The following is a 16,035-nucleotide window of genomic DNA, read 5'->3' on the forward strand; positions in this document are numbered from 1 at the left end:
CTGGCAGACCTTTCCAACTACCCGGCCCCCAACTTCGCAACACACCATGAAACTCGCACAAGAAATCCGCGCCGGCAACGTGATCATGCAGGGCAAGGACCCGATGGTCGTGCTGAAGACTGAATACAGCCGTGGTGGCCGTGGTGCCGCCACCGTGCGCATCAAGATGAAGAACCTGCTGAACGGCTCCGGCGCCGAGTTGGTCTTCAAGGCCGACGACAAGATGGAGCAGATCATCCTCGACAAGAAGGAGTGCACCTACTCCTACTTCGCCGACCCGATGTATGTCTTCATGGACACCGAGTACAACCAGTACGAAGTCGAGTCCGAGAACATGGGCGACGGCATTTCCTACCTCGAAGACGGCATGGCCGCGGAAGTGACCTTCTACGACGGCAAGGCCATCTCCATCGAACTGCCCACCAGCGTCGTGCGCGAGATCGAAACCGAGCCGGCCGCCAAGGGCGATACCTCGGGCAAGGTCATGAAGCCCGCCCGCCTGAAGGGCACCGGCTTCGAGATCTCCGTGCCGGCGTTCGTCGAGAACGGCGACAAGGTTGAAATCGACACCCGCACGCACGAGTACCGCAAGCGCGTCTAAACGCTTCAGCTTGGGGCCAAGGGCCTCGCCAAACAGAACGCCCGCTGATGCGGGCGTTTGCTTTATTCGGCGTCGTCGGAAAGATCGGGAATTTCGACTTCGAGTTCGGCGTCGATCTCGCTGTCGAAATCGGCCGTGGCCTTCACGGGAATCCAGGGCCGGTCCAGTGGGCGGTAGACGCGGCGCTGCAGGCGGGTCAGGCGGTCGGAGCACTCGATGGCGTGCATCACCTGCTCGGGGGCGATCAGCATGGCGAACGGATCAGCCAGATTGGGGGTGGTGGACAGCATGGTGAGCCTCCTGTTGACGATGGGTCCACTGTAGGCAGGCGCATCTTTTCGCAACAGTCGGCACATCGCGCTAGGGGCTGTAAGACTTTGCCCTACACGCCGGCTGCGGCGAGAACTACTTCTCGCTACTTCCCGGCATTCGCAGCGCGCTGGCGCTCGGCCATGGCTTCGCGCAGTTGGGTGGCCATCTTGTCGCGGCCGCCGCGCTGGGCGAAGTCGGCCGCCGTCAGCTCCTGCTCGTTGGCAGCGCGGGGCTCGGCACCTGCCTTGAGCAGCAGCGGCACGAGGTCGCCGCTGCCGTAGCGGGCGGCCATCATCAGTGGCGTCGTGCCGTTCTCGGAGCGCGCGTTCAACTCGGCACCTTCGGCGATGAGAAAGGCCGCGACGCCGTTGTCCGGCCCGCTGCAGGCGTAGTGCAACGGCGTCCAGCCCTTGCGATTGACGGCCGCCCCGCGCTTCACCAGCGCCTTGGCGGCCGGCAAGGAACCGCGCACGGCGGCCAGCATCAGCGGCGTCTCGCCATCGGCATTGACAGCGTCCGTCCGCGTCCTGGGGTCGGCCAGCAGGCTTTCCAGCGCCTTCTGCGAACCCTCGCGCACGGCGGTGAACAGCGCGGTGCGGCCACGGTGATCGGCCAGGTTGGGGTCCACACCCTTGAGCAGCAGGGCCAGCACTGCGCGCGGGTCATTCATCTCGGCGGCGGTGACGAGGTCGTCGACCGGTGTCGCGTGCGCGCCGGTGACGACGACCAGCGCCAAGGCGATCAGCAGCGTTCTCATGCGGGCTCCGGAAGCTTGAACAGCCGGCGCGTGTTGGCCGTTGTGATGGCGGCCAGTTCGGCCACCGGCAGACCGACGGCATCGGCCACAGCCTTGGCGACGTGCGGCACATAGGCCGGCGAGTTGGTCTTGCCGCGGAAGGGCATGGGGGCCAGGTAGGGACTGTCCGTCTCGATCAGCACCCGGTCCAGCGGCAGCAGCTTGAGCAGGTCGCGCAGGTCCTGCGCGTTCTTGAAGCTGACGATGCCGGAGAAGGAGATGTAGTAGCCGCGCTCCACGGCCGCCAGCGCCACCTCGGCCGTCTCGGTGAAGCAGTGGAAGACGCCGCCGGCCTGCTCGCCGCCCTCCTCGTCCAGCACGCGCAGCGTGTCGGCGGCACTTGAACGGGTGTGGATGACGAGCGGCTTGGCCGCCTGCCGTGCCGCGCGGATGTGGGTGCGGAAGCGCTCGCGCTGCCACTCCATGTCGTCGATGCTGCGGCCGTTCAGGCGGTAGTAGTCCAGCCCCGTCTCGCCGATGGCGACGATGCGCGGCAGCGCCGCCAGCCGCACCAGCTCGGCCACGTCGGGCTCGCGCATGTCCTCGGTGTCGGGGTGCACGCCGACGGTGGCCCAGAGCACATCGTTCTCCAGCGCCAGCCCGTGCACGGTCTCGAACTCCTCCATCTGCGTGCAGATGCAGATGGCCTGCACCACCTGCGCGTTGCGCATGTCGGCCAGGATGTCGGGAAGCCTCTGCTTCAGTTCGGGGAAGCTGAGGTGGCAATGGGAATCGATAAACATGTCAGCGGTGCCCGGCCGTCCGAAACCGCTGACGCGCCCCCTCGGGGAGCAGTGAGCGAAGCGAACGTGGGGGCTTTTTCACTTCAGAGAGTCTGGGTGGGCTTGCTCGACGAAACCGCCGTGCCCAGCACTTCCTCGATCCGCACGCGGATCAGCCGCGTCTTGTCGTCGCCGGGGAAGCGCACGCCCACGCCCTGGGTGCGGCCACCGGACGCGTTGGCCGGCGTCAGCCAGGCGACCTTGCCGGCCACCGGATAGCGCTGGTTGTCCTCGGGCAGGGCCAGCAGCAGGTAGACGTCCTCGCCGAGCTTGTAGTCTCGCGTCGTGGGCACGAACAGGCCGCCCTCGGTAAAGGCCGGAATGTAGGCCGCGTAAAGCGCCGACTTCTCGCGGAAGACCAGTTGGATGACGCTGGGCCGCGCCTGCGAACTGCTGGCGGAACCACTGACCGAGGGCAACGGCAGGGCGCCGCCGTGCTGGCTGGGCTGGAATTGCAGGGAAGCCGGTCCCTGCTTGGAAGACGCGTCGCTCATCGCCTGAGTGTATGAGCCTGGAGCCAGGCTCAGCGCATTGCCGCCGTCACCGCCGCCTGCGCTTGCGCCACCAGCGCCTCAATCCACAGGCTGGCGTTCAGCGGATGGTCGGCATGGCGGGCGGCGCGCTTCAGCTCGGTGTCCCAGGCGAGCAGCGGCGCGGCGCGCCTGGGCGAAGGCAGGGCCATCGGCGCGAAGAACTGGCCGGGTTGGCCGTGGCTGCGGCGCAGAAGGTCGTGGCACAGGCGCTGCAAGGCATCGATGGCGCGCGGCGGGGCGAGCTCGGACAGGGCCTGCACCTCGCCACGGGCCACGCGCTTCGGGATCGCCTGCCAGGCGGCATCGCTCAGCCCCGCCTGCGACCATTCCAGCGCCTGCTGCGGCCGGCCGCCGGTCGCGGCCAGCAGTCCTTCGGCGCCGTCCACGCCCTTGGACGCCAGCCAGGCCAGCGCCGCCGTGCGCTCGGGCAGCGCCAGAGGCACAGGCTGGCAGCGGCTGCGGATGGTGGGCAGCAGGCTGGCGCTGTCATGGCTGGCGAGTGCGAAGCGCAACAGGCCGGACGGCTCCTCCAGCGTCTTCAGCAAGGCGTTGGCGGCGATGCCGTTCAGCGCCTCTGCGGGGAAGATGACGACCACCTTGGCCTTGCCGCGCGCCGATGTCGCCTGGGCGAACGCGAGCAGGTTGCGCACCGCCTCGACCTTGATCTCGCGGCTGGGCTTGGCCTTGCCGGCCTTGGTCTCGATCTCCTCGAAAGGCAGGCCGAGGGACTCGCGAGCCGACGCCTCCAGGGCTTCGGGCAGCAGCATCTGAAAGTCAGGGTGCGTGCCGCTGGCGAACAGCTTGCAGCTCGGGCAGTGGTTGCAGGCGGGTTGGGCGGGTGCCGCGGCTTCGCAGAGCCAGCTCTGCGCCAGCTTGACGGCCAGCTCCAGCTGGCCGACACCGGCCGGGCCCTGCACCAGCAGCGCGTGCGAGCGCGCGCGGGCCAGCGCGTCGGCGAGCGGATCCTTCAGCCAGGGGAGATCGGCGTTCAGCATGCGGGGTAGCGCTGAGCGAGAACCGCCAGCACGGCCGCGCCGACCTGCTCGACCGTGCCGCTCGCGTCGATGCGAACGATGCGCTGCGGCGCCTGGGCTGCACGGGCGGCGTAGCCGGCGCGCACGCGCTCGAAGAAGTCCAGGTCGAGCTGCTCGATGCGGTCAGCCTCTCGCGCACTGGCGCGGCGAGCGGCGGCTTGTTGCGCGGGCAGGTCGAACCACAGGGTCAGCTCCGGCTCGGTGCCTTCCTGGACCCAGTCGGCCAGCGCATTCAGCACCGCCAGCGGCAGGCCGCGGCCGCCGCCCTGGTAGGCGAAGCTGGCGTCAGTGAAGCGGTCGCAGAGCAGCGTCCGGCCGGCGGCCAGAGCGGGCTTGATGACGGCTTCGACGTGGTCGCGGCGGCCGGCGAACATCAGGAGCAGCTCGGTCAGCGAGCCCATGGACTCCTTCAGCACGATGTCGCGCAGCGCCTCCGCCAGCGGCGTGCCGCCGGGTTCGCGGCTGAGCTGCACATCGGCGCCACGGGCGCGGAACCAGTCAGCCACCGCCTGGATGTGGGTGGACTTGCCGGCACCGTCGATGCCCTCGAAAGAAATGAATCGACCGGTCACTTGGCCGCACGCTGGTATTTGTTCACCGCGCGATTGTGCGCGGCGAGGTCGTCGCTGAACTCGCTGCTGCCGTCACCGCGAGACACGAAATAGAGCGACTTGACTGGCGCCGGGTTCAACGTCGCTGCCAGCGAGGCCGCACCCGGCATGGCGATGGGCGTGGGCGGCAGGCCGCCGCGCGTGTAGGTGTTGAAGGGCGTGTCGGCCAACAGGTCACGCTTGCGCAGGTTGCCGTCGAAGGTTTCGCCCAAGCCGTAGATGACCGTGGGGTCGGTCTGCAGCGGCATGCCGACGCGCAGGCGGTTCACGAACACGGCGGCGACGCGGCTCCGGTCGGCCGGCGTGCCGGTTTCCTTTTCGACGATGGAGGCCAGGATCAGCGCTTCCGCGGCCGACTTCAACGGCAGGTCGGCGGTACGCTTGCTCCATGCGGCGGCGAGGCGGCCCTGCATGGCCGCGTGGGCGCGCTTGAGCACGGTGAGATCACTCACGCCCCTGCTGTAGGCATAGGTGTCGGGAAAGAAGCGGCCTTCGGGTGCGACGCCCGGCTCGCCAAGCGCGGCCATGACCTCGGCGTCGCTCATGGCGGCGGTCCTGGCCTTGAGCGACGGCGCGGCAGCGAGAGCCGCCCTCACCTGGCGCCAGTTCCAGCCCTCGATGAGGCGAAGCTGCTCGAGGATCTGGTCGCCGCGGACCATCTTGTCGAGCAGCGCGCGCGGCGTGATGCCGGCGTGGACTTCATAGCTGCCGGCGCGGATCTGCTTGGCCTGCCCCGACCACTTGAACCACTGGTAGAGATAGCGCGCATCCGTCTGCACGCCGGCCGCCACCCAGGCGCGGGCGACCTCGGCCGGGTTCGTGCCGGGCTCGATGGACAGCTCCACCGACGGCGCGGCCAGGGCCAGCGGGCTGCGCAGCCACTGCCACACGGCGCCTGCGGCCAGCGCCGCGATCAACAACAAGACGAGCAGCGCCCGCAACAACCACTTCATGCCCTTGCCCGGCTCTGCCCAAAGGGGGCCGATGATAATTCCGCCCATGTCTGAACCCCTCCAACTCCGCCTCGCCGACTGGGGCGTCATCCGCGCCCAAGGCGCCGACGCCGCCAGCTTTCTTCACAGCCAGCTGACTCAGGACTTCGCCCTGCTCGACCGCGAGCATGCCCGGCTTGCCGGCTTCTGCACGGCCAAGGGCCGGCTGCTGGCAACGCTGGTGGGCTGGCGCGGCGGCGACGAAGAGATCCTGCTGGCGCTGCCGGTCGAGACGCTGGCGGCGACGCTGAAGCGGCTGTCGATGTTCGTGATGCGGGCCAAGTGCAAGCTCAGCGATGCGAGCGCTGAGCTTGCGGTCTATGGGCTGCTGGGCGCGGAGGTCGCCGAGGCGTGGACCCTGAGCCGCGATGGTGGTGCCGTCCGGATCGCCCTGCCGGGCACGGGTCGCGCCTTGCTTGTGCAGCCGGCCGATGCGCCTGCGCCGGCTGGCGAGGCGATCACGTCCGACGACTGGGCCTGGGCCGAGGCGCAAGCCGGCGTGGCCTGGGTACGCGGCGCTACCGTCGAGGCGTTTGTGCCGCAGATGATCAACTTCGAGGTGCTGGGTGGGGTGAGTTTCAAGAAGGGTTGCTATCCCGGCCAGGAGATCGTCGCCCGCAGCCAGTACCGCGGCACCTTGAAGCGGCGGTTGCAGGTGTTCGAGACCGAAGAGGCGGCGACCGTCGGCCAGGAGATCTTCCACAGCGCCGACCCCGCGCAGCCGGCCGGCGTCGTCGCCAGCGCCGGCACGCGCGATGGCCGCTCGCTGATCGCTGCCGAGATCAAGCTGGCGACGCTCGAAAGTGGCAGCCTGCACCTTGGAAGCGCTTCTGGCGCGACCTTGCAGCCACGCGCCCTGCCCTACGAGATTCCACCGCAGGACTGATGCAGCTCTACGTCTACTACAAGGTGGCCGCCGACAACGTCGATGCGGCGCTCATCGCCTTCCGCAAGGCACGCGTCGAGGCACCCATCGAGCTGCTGCAACGCCCCGAGCCGGATGCCGATGGGCAGTGGACGTGGATGGAGATCTACCCCGAAGGCTGGGGCCACCGCGAGCCGCAGGTGGCGGCGGCGATGGCGCAGTGGCTGGCGAGCGAGCGCAAGGTGGAGCGGTTCGAGATGCTGGGCTGATCTCCGGGCTTTTCAGTGCGCAGGACGGCTGCGCAGCAGCTTCAACACCCGCTTCACCTCGCCAGTGTCAGCCGGCGCGGACGAGCCGCACATGCCGAGCTCGTACGGTGCGGCGCCGTAGCCAAAGATCAGCCAAGAGCGAGACATCTTGGCGGCGACGATTTTGTCAGGCGACCTGACCCGCGCTTCCAACCAAATGGGGCGATTGACGGCGCTGACCCCGCATTGACCGCCACCAATGTTGGAGCGAACCGGCAATCGCTCGCCGACCCGACGCTTGCCCTTGAAAACTTCCTTGACCACAAAGACTGCGTCCTCGACATACATCTCACCATAGCGATAGCCGCTCGGATCGTCAGGCGTCAGGCGGACCGACTCGACAGTTGCAAGCACGACGTCAGTTGCGTCCGCGTAAGCACGTTGGTCATCAGGAACGGCGCAACTGCAGCTGAACGCCGGCGTTTGAGCGGCAGCAAACACCAACAGAAGCGGCTGCAGCGTTCGACGAATATTCTGGAAAAACACCCAATCGCTCACAGCGCCCTCACCATCTCGACGTGCCCAATGCCCGCCTCCTCAAACGGCTGGCCCCTGCGCTGGAACCCCGCGCGCAGATAGAAATTCTCTGCCGACAGCTGCGCATGCAGCAGCACCTCCCGGTAGCCCTGCTTCTTCGCTTCGGCCATCAGCGCGTCCAGCACCTGGCGGCCGATCTGGGTGCCGCGCATCGCGCGCAGCACGGCCATGCGGCCGATCTTGGCGACGCCGGGCACGTGTTCCAGCATCCGCCCCGTCGCCAGCGGCATGCCGAAGCGGTTGCGGGCCAGCGCGTGCAGGCAACTGGCGTCGGCCGCGTCCCATTCCATGTCGGCAGGGATGCCTTGCTCCTCGATGAAGACCTCGTGGCGGATGGCGCCGGCCGCCTCCCCCAGGTCGCGCCAGTCGCCGACCGCCACGTCGACCACCGGCTGACCCGTCTCGAAGCCGTGGATGACGTCGCGCAGCGTGTCCGGCACGCGCAGCGGCGTCTGGGTGACCGGGTCGGCGAAGACGTAGATCATGTCGGCCTGCACCAGCAACTGGTCGCCACGGAAGACGCCGCAGTCGACCTTCATCGAGCTGTTGCCAAACTCTCGGCAGCGCACGCCGATGTCCAGGCGGTCGTCGTAGCGGGCGGAGCCGAGGTAGTCGAGCGCGGCGCGGCGCACGAACAGGTCGCCACCGAGTTGCTTCATCGTCTCGGCATAGGGCAGCGCCAGCGCCCGCCAATAGCCGCTCATGGCGGTATCGATGTAGGTCAGGTAGTGGCCATTGAAGACGATGCCCTGGGCGTCAATCTCGACCCAGCGGACGCGCAGGGGTTCCAGGTGGCGGAATTCGGTGCGTTTCATGGCTGGAGGTATTGCTTGAGTGCAGCGGCGCAGAAGTCGATTGCGGCAACCGCCTCAGGCAGGCTGCGGCCCATCTTGATGAAGTCGTGAGTCACGCCGCGCACCAAGTCCAGTTGCACGGGCACGCCGGCCGCACGCAACACGTCGGCATAGGCCAGACCTTCGTCCACCAGCGGGTCGGCCTCGGCGAGCAGCACGGCGGCGGGCGCCAGGCCGCTGTGGTCGTCTGCGTTCAGCGGCGCAAAGCGCCAGTCGCTGCGCTGCTCAACGTCGATGTATTGGCCGAAGAACCACTCGATGGTGGTCGCGTCGAGCAGGAAACCTTCGGCGAAGCGGACGTGCGAGGCGTGGCTCCTGTCGCTGCCGGTGCCGGGCGTGATCAGCAGTTGCAGCCCCAGCGGCAGGCCACGTTCACGGGCGAAGAAAGCCGCGCCTGCCGCCAGCGTGCCGCCGGCACTGTCGCCACCGACGGCCAGGCGCGAGCCGTCCAGCCCGAGCGAGGCGGCATGGTCGTGCAGCCAGGCCAGCGCTGCCCAGGCGTCGTCGACGGCGGCGGGGAAGCGGTGCTCGGGGGCCAGGCGGTAGTCCAGCGCCAGCACGGCAGCACCACTGCGCAGAGCCAGTTGGCGGCACAGACTGTCGTGGGTTTCCAGGTCGCCGATGGTGAAGCCGCCGCCGTGCAGGTAGAGCATGACGGGCAGCTTCTCCGCGCTCGGCGCGTAAAGGCGTGCGGGGCGGCCGGCAGCTTTGAGATCCTCGACACGCGGCAGCGGCGCACGCGGGAGGTCCAGGATCTCGGCGCCCATGCGGTAGGCGATGCGGGCCTCGCGCGGCGTCAGGCTGTGGAAGGGTGGGCGGTTGGCGCGGCGGATGCGTTCCAGCACGCCGGCCATTCGGGGCGTCAGCAGCGGTGTGGGTTGCGTCATTGCGCGCGCATTCTCGGTGGCACCCACGGGTCGCGCAGCGGTGCCTGGAATGCGCCCTCGTTCGTCGGCGCGACGCTGCCCGGCGTCTGCGGCGTGCCGGCACGATCGACGGCGATGACAGGCCGAGCCTCCAGCGCACGGCGCTCGGGGCCGAGATCGGTGGCGGCGCGCAGGGCCAGCGTGCTGGCGTAGAAGGCCTTCATGTCGGCGAGCTGGGCCATGCGGGTCGCGTCATCGAGGTAGCTCATGTGGCCGCCCGCGTAGTTGCGGATCTTCACGCGGCTGGCGTCCACGCGGGCAAGGTCGGTCTCGGTCAGGTGGAAGGGCGTGGCCAGGTCGTGATAGCCACTGACGGCCAGCACGCGCAGGCGCGGGTTCTGCGCCAGCGCCGCAGCCAGGTCGGGCAGCGTGTCCGGCAGCGCGCGGCCGGCGTGGCTGAAGTCCCAGAGCTGGATGGCGTTGCTTAGCACGACATAGGTGGAGGCGTTGCGGTAGCCGAGCTGGTCGCGCAGATGCGTGGCGATGCCCTGCGCAAAGCTCTCGCCTATCCAGGTGCTGGACGGGTCGCCCTCAGACGCGAGCTGGCTGCCGGTGGCCGCCTTCATGCGGCCGTCGTAGCGGCCCAGCAGTTGGCCGCTGATCAGCCATTGGCGGTAGTCATCGGCGCCGACGTTGAGCGTGACCTGCCAGCGCGAAGCGGGCAGGCCCGTCAGGTCGGCCAGCGGCTGCCACAGCGCGGGTGCCTGCTGCCCGCCGGTGACGAATGCCAACAGCGCAGGCGCGTAGACCTGGTCGGCATAGTTGCGCGAGGTGACGGCCCAGGCGCCGAGGTCGGTGGGCACGGGCTGGGTCAGGCGGTGGAAGGCGCCGACGGCGGCGAATGTAGGCAGAAAGCCGCCGCAGCCCCGGCCGTTCGTGATGGCGCAATTGCTGTTGTAGTCCATGGCCGGGGACTGCAGCACCACGCCGTCCAGCATGACGCCGGCCTCCTGCAAGCGCCGCGCGAGCACAGCCGTGCGCGGGCCGCCATAGCTTTCGCCGAACAGGTATTTGGGTGAGGCTGCGCGGCCGTTGACGGCGAGATAGCGCTGGATGAAGTCGCGGAACAGTGCCGCGTCGCTGTCCACGCCCCAGAAGTTGCGGTTGGTGAAGGGCGCAATCGCCTGCGAGTAGCCGGTGCCCACCGCGTTGATGAAGACGAGGTCGCTTTGGCCGAGCAGGTGTTCGGCGTTGTCGACCATGTTGAAGGGCCGCGCCGTCGTCGTCTCGGGCACACCGGTCACCAGGCGCTTGGGGCCGAAGCTGCCCAGCTGCAGCCAGACCGAGGCCGAGCCTGGGCCACCGTTGTAGAAGAAGGTGACCGGGCGGGTGGCGGCGTCGGCGCCGGGCAGCGTGTAGGCAACGTAGAAGACCGAGGCCTGTGCCGCACCGACCCCGTCACGCGCGATCAGGTGGCCGGCAGTGGCGGTGTAGCTCAGTGTCTGGCCGTTGGCGGTTAGCGTCTGCGTGCTGACGGCGGCCGCCTCGACGGCACCGGGCAGCGAGGCATCGGCCGCCGAGGAATAGACCGTCGAGTCGGTCAGCCCGGGCAGGGTGTCGACCGGTGGCGGGGTGGATGAACCGCCGCCGCCGCCACCGCCGCAGGCCGCGAGCAGGAGGACGAGCAGCCATGTCAGTGGAGTCGCGCGCATGACGGCCAGTCTATGCACACCGCACTAGGATGCAAAAAGACATCGCGGAGAGATGAATGAACCAGCCCCCACGCTCACTTCGTTCCCTGCCCCCCGAGGGGGCGAGTCAATTGCTTCGGACGGCCGGGCGCGATTGACATGGCCCAGATCCTCTACCTGACCCGCATCGAGCTGGCCTTTGGCGCCTGCAGCCTGCTGCCGGCGGAATGCGAGCGCATCGGCATCCGCCGTCCCCTCGTCGTGACCGATGCCGGCGTGCGCGCGGCCGGCGTGCTGGACGATGCGCTGGCCGCCTTCGAGGTCAAGCCGCCCGTCTTCGACCGCACGCCCGCCAACCCGACCGAGGCCGCCGTGCGCCTGGCCGTGCTGGTGGCGCAGGAGTTCGGCTGCGACGGCCTCATCGCCATCGGCGGCGGCTCCAGCATGGACCTGGCAAAGGGCGTGGCCATCGCCGCCACGCACGAGGGGCCGCTCAAGCGCTGGGCCACCATCGAGGGCGGCGCCGTCAACATCACCTCCAAGGTGCTGCCACTCATCGCCGTACCGACGACGGCGGGCACCGGCAGCGAGGTGGCGCGCGGCGCCATCCTCATCGTGGACGACGGCCGCAAGCTGGGCTTCCACAACTGGGAGCTGCTGCCCAAGGCCGCCATCTGCGACCCGGCGCTGACGCTGAAGCTGCCACCCGCGCTGACGGCCGCCACCGGCATGGACGCCATTGCGCACTGCATCGAGACCTTCCTGGCGCCGGCCTTCAACCCGGCGGCCGACGGCATCGCGCTGGAGGGCCTGCGCCGCGGCTGGCAGAGCATCGAGCGCGCCACCCGCGACGGCCAGGACCGCGACGCGCGGCTGGACATGATGTGCGCCAGCGTGCACGGCGCCCTCGCCTTCCAGAAGGGCCTGGGCGCGGTGCATTCGCTGAGCCATTCGCTGGGCGGCATCAACCCGCAGCTGCACCACGGCACGCTGAACGCCGTCTTCCTGCCGGCCGTCATCCGTTTCAACGCCGAGGCCGACAGCGTGAAGCGCGAGCAGCGGATGGGCCGGCTCGCGCAGGCGATGGCCCTGGCCGGCAGCGACGCCGATGCGGTGGCCGAGGCCATCACGGCGATGAACGCCCGGCTGGGCCTGCCCTCGGGCCTTGCCGCCATGGGTGCGGGGCCGGAGCTGGACGAGCGCATCGTCGAACACGCGCTGCTGGACCATTGCCACAAGACCAACCCGCGCATCGCAAGCGCCGAGGACTACCGCGCGCTGCTGGCGGCCTCGCGTTGACGCGGGCCGCCACGGCGGGGTCATCCGTGATGTAAGCCGCACGCCCTGCCGATCCTGCTGCTGGCGTGCGACCTCAAGGCGCGAACATCGCCGGTTACAAAAGGAGACCGCCTTGATGAATCTGACCATCGGCAAACGGTTGGCCGCCGGCTTTGCCTTGATCCTGGCGCTGGCGGCGTGCGTCATCGCGTTGGCGTCCTGGCGTCTGACCGCCACGGCCACTGCCACGCGGCAGATGATGGACGAGCCGCTGACTAAGGAGCGCCTGCTCGCCGACTGGAACCGCAACATCAACGCCGGCGTGCGTCGCACGATCGCGATTGCCAAGAGTTCGGACACCTCGCTCGTCGCGCTGTTCGCCGAGGACCAGGCGCAGTCGACCAAGCAATCCGGTGAGTTGCAGGAAAAGATCAAGGCCCTGATCCGCTCGCCGGAGGAGCAGGCGCTGTTCGACACGGTGGCCAAGGCCAGGCAGGTCTACATCGCCTCGCGCGAGGAGATAGTCAAGCTGAAGAAGGACGGTCAGGCCGAGGCTGCCGACAAGCAGCTGACCGAGGTCTTCGTGCCCGGCTCCAAGGTCTATCTGGCGCGCATGCAGGAGTTCCTCGACCACCAGCGCAAGAGCATCGACCGGACTGCCGCTGACATCGACGCGGCCAACGGCAGTGGGCGGTTGCTGCTGATCGCGTTCGGCTTGGCGATGCTGGGCCTGGGCGTGGGCGCGGCCTGGAGCATCACGCGCAGCATCACCGTGCCGCTGGCTGCGGCCAATGAGCTGGCCGAGCGCGTGGCCGACGGCAACCTGATGCGTTCCGGCCAAGGCGCCGCAGCACGCTCCGACGAGATTGGCAAATTGCAGACAACGCTGCGCCGCATGCGCGAGACGCTGTCGCAGACCATCGGCGGCATCCGCGATTCGGCCGAGTCCATCGCCACCGCTTCGGCTGAAATCGCCAGCGGCAACCACGACCTGAGCGGGCGCACCGAGAAAGCCGCGTCCAGCCTGGAGGAGACGGCCAGCGCCATGGAGCAGCTGACCGGCACGGTGCAACAGTCAGCGGCATCAGCGGGCCAAGCCAATTCACTCGCCATGTCGGCTGCCAGCGTGGCCCAGCGCGGCGGCGAGGTGGTGGCGCAGGTGGTGCACACCATGGACGAGATCAATGCCAGCTCACGCAAGATCGCCGACATCATCGGCGTCATCGACGGCATCGCCTTCCAGACCAACATCCTCGCCTTGAACGCTGCGGTGGAAGCGGCGCGGGCCGGTGAGCAGGGCCGCGGCTTTGCCGTCGTGGCGAGCGAGGTGCGTTCCTTGGCCGGCCGCTCGGCTGACGCGGCCAAGGAGATCAAGGGTCTGATCGGCAGCAGCGTCGACCGCGTGGAAGCCGGCTCACGCTTGGTGGCCGAGGCCGGCAAGACCATGGACGAGCTCGTCGGCGCCGTGCAGCGCGTCAAGGACATCATGGGCGAGATCACGACCGCGACCGCCGAGCAGTCCGACGGCATCGCCCAGGTCAACATCGCCATCGCCCAGCTCGACCAGGTCACGCAGCAGAACGCCGCGCTGGTGGAAGAGTCCACCGCCGCCGCCGAGAGCCTGCGCGAGCAGGCCGCGACGCTGAACGGCGCGGTCGGGACTTTTCAGGTGGCGCGCCGCTGAGCCTGTCAGTCGCCGCCGCCGCCGCAGCCTGATCCACAGCTGCTGCTGCCACCGTCCGCGCTGGCATCGCAGCTTCCGGCCGCATCCCAGCTACTGCCGCAACTGCTGCCGCTGTCACTCTGGCGGCGCCGCATCTCGGCCAGTTCCGCCTCGCTGACCAACCCCAGCGCCGCCAGGCCGCCGGCCGCAACCGCCGCATGCGCCACCACGTTGCCGCTGGGCTGGCCGAAGCCGTCGATCTGCCGGTGCACCAGTGCGCTCTTCTCGTAGCGATAGGCCCAGCCGGTGGGCAGGCGCAGCAGGCCGTCCAGCGCAAACAACAGCGGCAGTCGCCGGTCGAGCGGGCTGTGCCCCTCGCTGCGGCAAGCGCCCACCCAGGCACGGGCCAGGCAGTCGTCCAGCGGCGCGCCCAGATCGGGAGACTCGCGGTGCTCGACGACGCGGCAGAAGTAGCGCTGCTGCCAATCCGCCAAGCCGGCCGGGTCGAGCTTGAGCCAGGCATGCCAGATCGAATCGGCCGCCTTGCTGGGCAGCGCACAAGGCCCCTGCTCGCGCTGCAGCCGGCAGGCTTCGAAGAACTGCGCCAGACCGAGCGAGCAGCGCAGCCAGGCACCTTCGCTGATGGCTAGGCCGGGGAATTCTTCCGGCGCGTGCTGTGCCCAGGCTGTGCGGACGGCGGGCGGGATCTTCCCGGCCGCCAGCGTGGCCGGCGGGCAGCGCTTGCGCAGTGCACCCGCCTCGCTGCTCTCCCGCCGCTGTGCCCACCAGCCACCGATGCGGGTGGTGAGACTGAACCTTGTATTTGTTGTTGTGTTGTTCATGGCGCCAAGTGTTTGACGAATGTATGACGCCACCGTGACGGACGCAAAAAAGCCCGCCGAAGCGGGCTGTGAACCGTCAGGAGTTGAGGTTGACGGAGGGAATCGTGCGCGGGATCAACCGTGCTTGGCGTCGAAGAACTGTTCGTCTTCGGTCGAGCCTTTCAGCGCCGCGGTGGAGGCGTTGGCTTCGATGGTGGTGGTGACGGCGTCGAAGTAGCCGGTGCCGACCTCGCGCTGGTGCTTCACGGCGGTGAAGCCCTTTTCGGCGGCGGCAAACTCCTTTTCCTGCAGCTCGACGAAGGCGCTCATCTGGTGGCGGGCATAGCCATGGGCCAGCTCGAACATCGAGTAGTTCAGGCTGTGGAAGCCGGCCAGCGTGATGAATTGGAACTTGTAGCCCAGCGCACCCAGCTCGCGTTGGAACTTGGCGATGGTCGCGTCGTCGAGGTTCTTCTTCCAGTTGAAGGACGGCGAGCAGTTGTAGGCCAGCAGCTTGCCGGGGAACTTGGCATGAATGGCGTCGGCGAAAGCCTTGGCGAAGGCCAGGTCGGGCTTGCCGGTCTCGCACCAGATCAGGTCGGCATAGGGCGCGTAGGCGAGGCCCCGGCTGATGGCCTGGTCCAGGCCGTTGCGGGTGCGGTAGAAGCCTTCGACGGTGCGCTCGCCGGTGCAGAAGGGCTTGTCGTTGTCGTCGATGTCGGCGGTGACGAGGTCACCGGCTTCAGCGTCGGTGCGGGCGACCAGCAGCGTCGGCGTGCCCATCACGTCGGCAGCCAGTCGGGCAGCGACGAGCTTGGCGACGGCCTCACGGGTGGGCACCAGCACCTTGCCGCCCATGTGGCCGCACTTCTTGGCGCTGGCCAGTTGGTCTTCGAAGTGCACGCCGGCGGCGCCCGCTTCGATCATGGCCTTCATCAGCTCGAAGGCGTTCAGCACGCCGCCGAAGCCGGCTTCCGCGTCGGCCACGATGGGGGCGAAGAAGTCGATGTCGTCCTTGCCTTCGCTCCACTGGATCTGGTCGGCACGCTGGAAGGTGGCGTTGATCTTCTTGACGACCTTGGGCACCGAGTCCACCGAGTAGAGCGACTGGTCGGGGTACATCTCGCCATTGCTGTTGGCGTCACCGGCCACTTGCCAGCCCGACAGGTAGATGGCCTTGAGGCCGGCCTTGACCTGCTGCATGGCCTGGTTGCCCGTCAGCGCGCCCAGGGCGTTGACGAAGGGCTCGGTGTTCACCAGCCCCCAGAGCTTCTCGGCGCCGCGCTTGGCCAAGGTGTGCTCGATCTCGATGGAACCTCGCAGGCGAACGACGTCGGCGGCGCTGTAGCCGCGGGTGATGCCCTTCCAGCGCGGGTTCTCGGCCCAGTCTTTTTCGAGGGCGGCGATCTGTTGGTCACGGGTCAGGCGGGTCATGGAGGCTCCTTGCAAAACATTGAAAACCGATGTCGCAAGACTAGTCCTCAAGCTCAC

Annotated in this window: 18 protein-coding genes; 5 read left to right on the plus strand and 13 right to left on the minus strand. The window is 68.5% G+C overall.

Translation table 11 applies throughout. The annotated features are described in order from the left end of the window. Positions 1-46 precede the first annotated feature (46 nt). Positions 47-601 carry an elongation factor P gene (efp, locus tag AC0IZJ_RS15515; RefSeq protein ID WP_471851363.1) on the plus strand — a complete coding sequence of 185 codons (555 nt, stop codon included), beginning with the start codon at positions 47-49 and terminating at the stop codon, positions 599-601. A gap of 62 nt (positions 602-663) precedes the next feature. Here the strand turns inward: efp and AC0IZJ_RS15520 are convergent, their stop codons facing one another. The 7 genes from AC0IZJ_RS15520 to mltG form a co-directional block, all read right to left on the minus strand. After that, on the minus strand, positions 664-891 hold the full coding sequence (locus tag AC0IZJ_RS15520; protein WP_471851366.1) for a hypothetical protein: 228 nt from the start codon (positions 889-891) through the stop codon (positions 664-666). 125 nt (positions 892-1,016) lie between these two features. After that, on the minus strand, positions 1,017-1,670 hold the full coding sequence (locus AC0IZJ_RS15525) for an ankyrin repeat domain-containing protein (RefSeq protein WP_471851369.1): 654 nt from the start codon (positions 1,668-1,670) through the stop codon (positions 1,017-1,019). After that, positions 1,667-2,452 (minus strand): TatD family hydrolase, encoded by a 786-nt coding sequence (locus AC0IZJ_RS15530; RefSeq protein ID WP_471851372.1) that lies wholly within the window; start codon positions 2,450-2,452, stop codon positions 1,667-1,669. Before AC0IZJ_RS15530 ends, AC0IZJ_RS15525 begins: the two co-directional genes overlap by 4 nt. Before the next feature lie 83 nt (positions 2,453-2,535). Beyond that, positions 2,536-2,985 carry a PilZ domain-containing protein gene (locus AC0IZJ_RS15535; RefSeq protein ID WP_471851376.1) on the minus strand — a complete coding sequence of 150 codons (450 nt, stop codon included), beginning with the start codon at positions 2,983-2,985 and terminating at the stop codon, positions 2,536-2,538. A gap of 29 nt (positions 2,986-3,014) precedes the next feature. Further along, positions 3,015-4,019 carry a DNA polymerase III subunit delta' gene (locus AC0IZJ_RS15540; protein ID WP_471851378.1) on the minus strand — a complete coding sequence of 335 codons (1,005 nt, stop codon included), beginning with the start codon at positions 4,017-4,019 and terminating at the stop codon, positions 3,015-3,017. Next, entirely contained in the window at positions 4,013-4,648 is a 636-nt protein-coding gene (gene tmk / locus AC0IZJ_RS15545; RefSeq protein ID WP_471851795.1) for a dTMP kinase, read from the minus strand. Before tmk ends, AC0IZJ_RS15540 begins: the two co-directional genes overlap by 7 nt. Continuing rightward, positions 4,627-5,622 carry an endolytic transglycosylase MltG gene (gene mltG / locus AC0IZJ_RS15550; RefSeq protein WP_471851381.1) on the minus strand — a complete coding sequence of 332 codons (996 nt, stop codon included), beginning with the start codon at positions 5,620-5,622 and terminating at the stop codon, positions 4,627-4,629. Before mltG ends, tmk begins: the two co-directional genes overlap by 22 nt. 46 nt (positions 5,623-5,668) lie before the next feature. On the opposite strand from mltG, the gene ygfZ reads away from it, so the two are divergent. Together ygfZ and AC0IZJ_RS15560 are read left to right on the plus strand one after the other, a co-directional pair. Then, positions 5,669-6,547 carry a CAF17-like 4Fe-4S cluster assembly/insertion protein YgfZ gene (ygfZ, locus tag AC0IZJ_RS15555; protein ID WP_471851384.1) on the plus strand — a complete coding sequence of 293 codons (879 nt, stop codon included), beginning with the start codon at positions 5,669-5,671 and terminating at the stop codon, positions 6,545-6,547. After that, a complete protein-coding gene (locus AC0IZJ_RS15560; RefSeq protein WP_471851387.1) occupies positions 6,547-6,795 on the plus strand; it encodes a DUF4936 family protein in 249 nt (82 codons plus the stop codon). The genes ygfZ and AC0IZJ_RS15560 overlap by 1 nt, the downstream gene beginning before the upstream one ends. Before the next feature lie 12 nt (positions 6,796-6,807). On the opposite strand, the gene AC0IZJ_RS15565 is transcribed toward AC0IZJ_RS15560, so the two are convergent. The 4 genes from AC0IZJ_RS15565 to AC0IZJ_RS15580 are packed head-to-tail and all read right to left on the minus strand — an operon-like array spanning position 6,808 to position 10,803. Further along, positions 6,808-7,332: a hypothetical protein gene (locus AC0IZJ_RS15565; RefSeq protein ID WP_471851390.1), complete on the minus strand. Its 525-nt coding sequence runs from the start codon at positions 7,330-7,332 to the stop codon at positions 6,808-6,810. After that, positions 7,329-8,186: a YbgC/FadM family acyl-CoA thioesterase gene (locus tag AC0IZJ_RS15570; protein ID WP_471851393.1), complete on the minus strand. Its 858-nt coding sequence runs from the start codon at positions 8,184-8,186 to the stop codon at positions 7,329-7,331. Before AC0IZJ_RS15570 ends, AC0IZJ_RS15565 begins: the two co-directional genes overlap by 4 nt. Further along, a complete protein-coding gene (locus AC0IZJ_RS15575) occupies positions 8,183-9,112 on the minus strand; it encodes an alpha/beta hydrolase (RefSeq protein ID WP_471851395.1) in 930 nt (309 codons plus the stop codon). Before AC0IZJ_RS15575 ends, AC0IZJ_RS15570 begins: the two co-directional genes overlap by 4 nt. Next, positions 9,109-10,803 (minus strand): S10 family peptidase, encoded by a 1,695-nt coding sequence (locus AC0IZJ_RS15580; protein WP_471851398.1) that lies wholly within the window; start codon positions 10,801-10,803, stop codon positions 9,109-9,111. Before AC0IZJ_RS15580 ends, AC0IZJ_RS15575 begins: the two co-directional genes overlap by 4 nt. Before the next feature lie 138 nt (positions 10,804-10,941). Here AC0IZJ_RS15580 and AC0IZJ_RS15585 point away from each other — a divergent pair, with 138 nt between their 5' ends. Beyond that, positions 10,942-12,081 carry an iron-containing alcohol dehydrogenase gene (locus tag AC0IZJ_RS15585; protein ID WP_471851401.1) on the plus strand — a complete coding sequence of 380 codons (1,140 nt, stop codon included), beginning with the start codon at positions 10,942-10,944 and terminating at the stop codon, positions 12,079-12,081. A 115-nt stretch (positions 12,082-12,196) separates the two neighbouring features. Then, positions 12,197-13,744 carry a methyl-accepting chemotaxis protein gene (locus tag AC0IZJ_RS15590; protein WP_471851404.1) on the plus strand — a complete coding sequence of 516 codons (1,548 nt, stop codon included), beginning with the start codon at positions 12,197-12,199 and terminating at the stop codon, positions 13,742-13,744. 5 nt (positions 13,745-13,749) lie between these two features. Here AC0IZJ_RS15590 and AC0IZJ_RS15595 read toward each other — a convergent pair whose 3' ends face one another. Both AC0IZJ_RS15595 and aceA read right to left on the minus strand, forming a co-directional pair. Next, a complete protein-coding gene (locus AC0IZJ_RS15595) occupies positions 13,750-14,565 on the minus strand; it encodes a hypothetical protein (protein ID WP_471851407.1) in 816 nt (271 codons plus the stop codon). A gap of 114 nt (positions 14,566-14,679) precedes the next feature. Beyond that, the gene (gene aceA, locus AC0IZJ_RS15600; RefSeq protein WP_056202459.1) at positions 14,680-15,978 is read right to left on the minus strand and encodes an isocitrate lyase; all 1,299 of its coding nucleotides are present in this window, start codon (positions 15,976-15,978) and stop codon (positions 14,680-14,682) included. Between the last annotated feature and the right edge of the window lie 57 nt (positions 15,979-16,035).

This window comes from Roseateles sp. AC306 (assembly GCF_979253795.1).

Bases quoted from the DNA above. Each gene is read 5' to 3' on its own strand.
- efp (WP_471851363.1), top strand. From the start codon at position 47: ATGAAACTCGCACAAGAAATCCGCGCCGGCAACGTGATCATGCAGGGC.
- AC0IZJ_RS15520 (WP_471851366.1), bottom strand. From the start codon at position 891: ATGCTGTCCACCACCCCCAATCTGGCTGATCCGTTCGCCATGCTGATC.
- AC0IZJ_RS15525 (WP_471851369.1), bottom strand. From the start codon at position 1,670: ATGAGAACGCTGCTGATCGCCTTGGCGCTGGTCGTCGTCACCGGCGCG.
- AC0IZJ_RS15530 (WP_471851372.1), bottom strand. From the start codon at position 2,452: ATGTTTATCGATTCCCATTGCCACCTCAGCTTCCCCGAACTGAAGCAG.
- AC0IZJ_RS15535 (WP_471851376.1), bottom strand. From the start codon at position 2,985: ATGAGCGACGCGTCTTCCAAGCAGGGACCGGCTTCCCTGCAATTCCAG.
- AC0IZJ_RS15540 (WP_471851378.1), bottom strand. From the start codon at position 4,019: ATGCTGAACGCCGATCTCCCCTGGCTGAAGGATCCGCTCGCCGACGCG.
- mltG (WP_471851381.1), bottom strand. From the start codon at position 5,622: ATGAAGTGGTTGTTGCGGGCGCTGCTCGTCTTGTTGTTGATCGCGGCG.
- ygfZ (WP_471851384.1), top strand. From the start codon at position 5,669: ATGTCTGAACCCCTCCAACTCCGCCTCGCCGACTGGGGCGTCATCCGC.
- AC0IZJ_RS15560 (WP_471851387.1), top strand. From the start codon at position 6,547: ATGCAGCTCTACGTCTACTACAAGGTGGCCGCCGACAACGTCGATGCG.
- AC0IZJ_RS15570 (WP_471851393.1), bottom strand. From the start codon at position 8,186: ATGAAACGCACCGAATTCCGCCACCTGGAACCCCTGCGCGTCCGCTGG.
- AC0IZJ_RS15575 (WP_471851395.1), bottom strand. From the start codon at position 9,112: ATGACGCAACCCACACCGCTGCTGACGCCCCGAATGGCCGGCGTGCTG.
- AC0IZJ_RS15580 (WP_471851398.1), bottom strand. From the start codon at position 10,803: ATGCGCGCGACTCCACTGACATGGCTGCTCGTCCTCCTGCTCGCGGCC.
- AC0IZJ_RS15585 (WP_471851401.1), top strand. From the start codon at position 10,942: ATGGCCCAGATCCTCTACCTGACCCGCATCGAGCTGGCCTTTGGCGCC.
- AC0IZJ_RS15590 (WP_471851404.1), top strand. From the start codon at position 12,197: ATGAATCTGACCATCGGCAAACGGTTGGCCGCCGGCTTTGCCTTGATC.
- AC0IZJ_RS15595 (WP_471851407.1), bottom strand. From the start codon at position 14,565: ATGAACAACACAACAACAAATACAAGGTTCAGTCTCACCACCCGCATC.
- aceA (WP_056202459.1), bottom strand. From the start codon at position 15,978: ATGACCCGCCTGACCCGTGACCAACAGATCGCCGCCCTCGAAAAAGAC.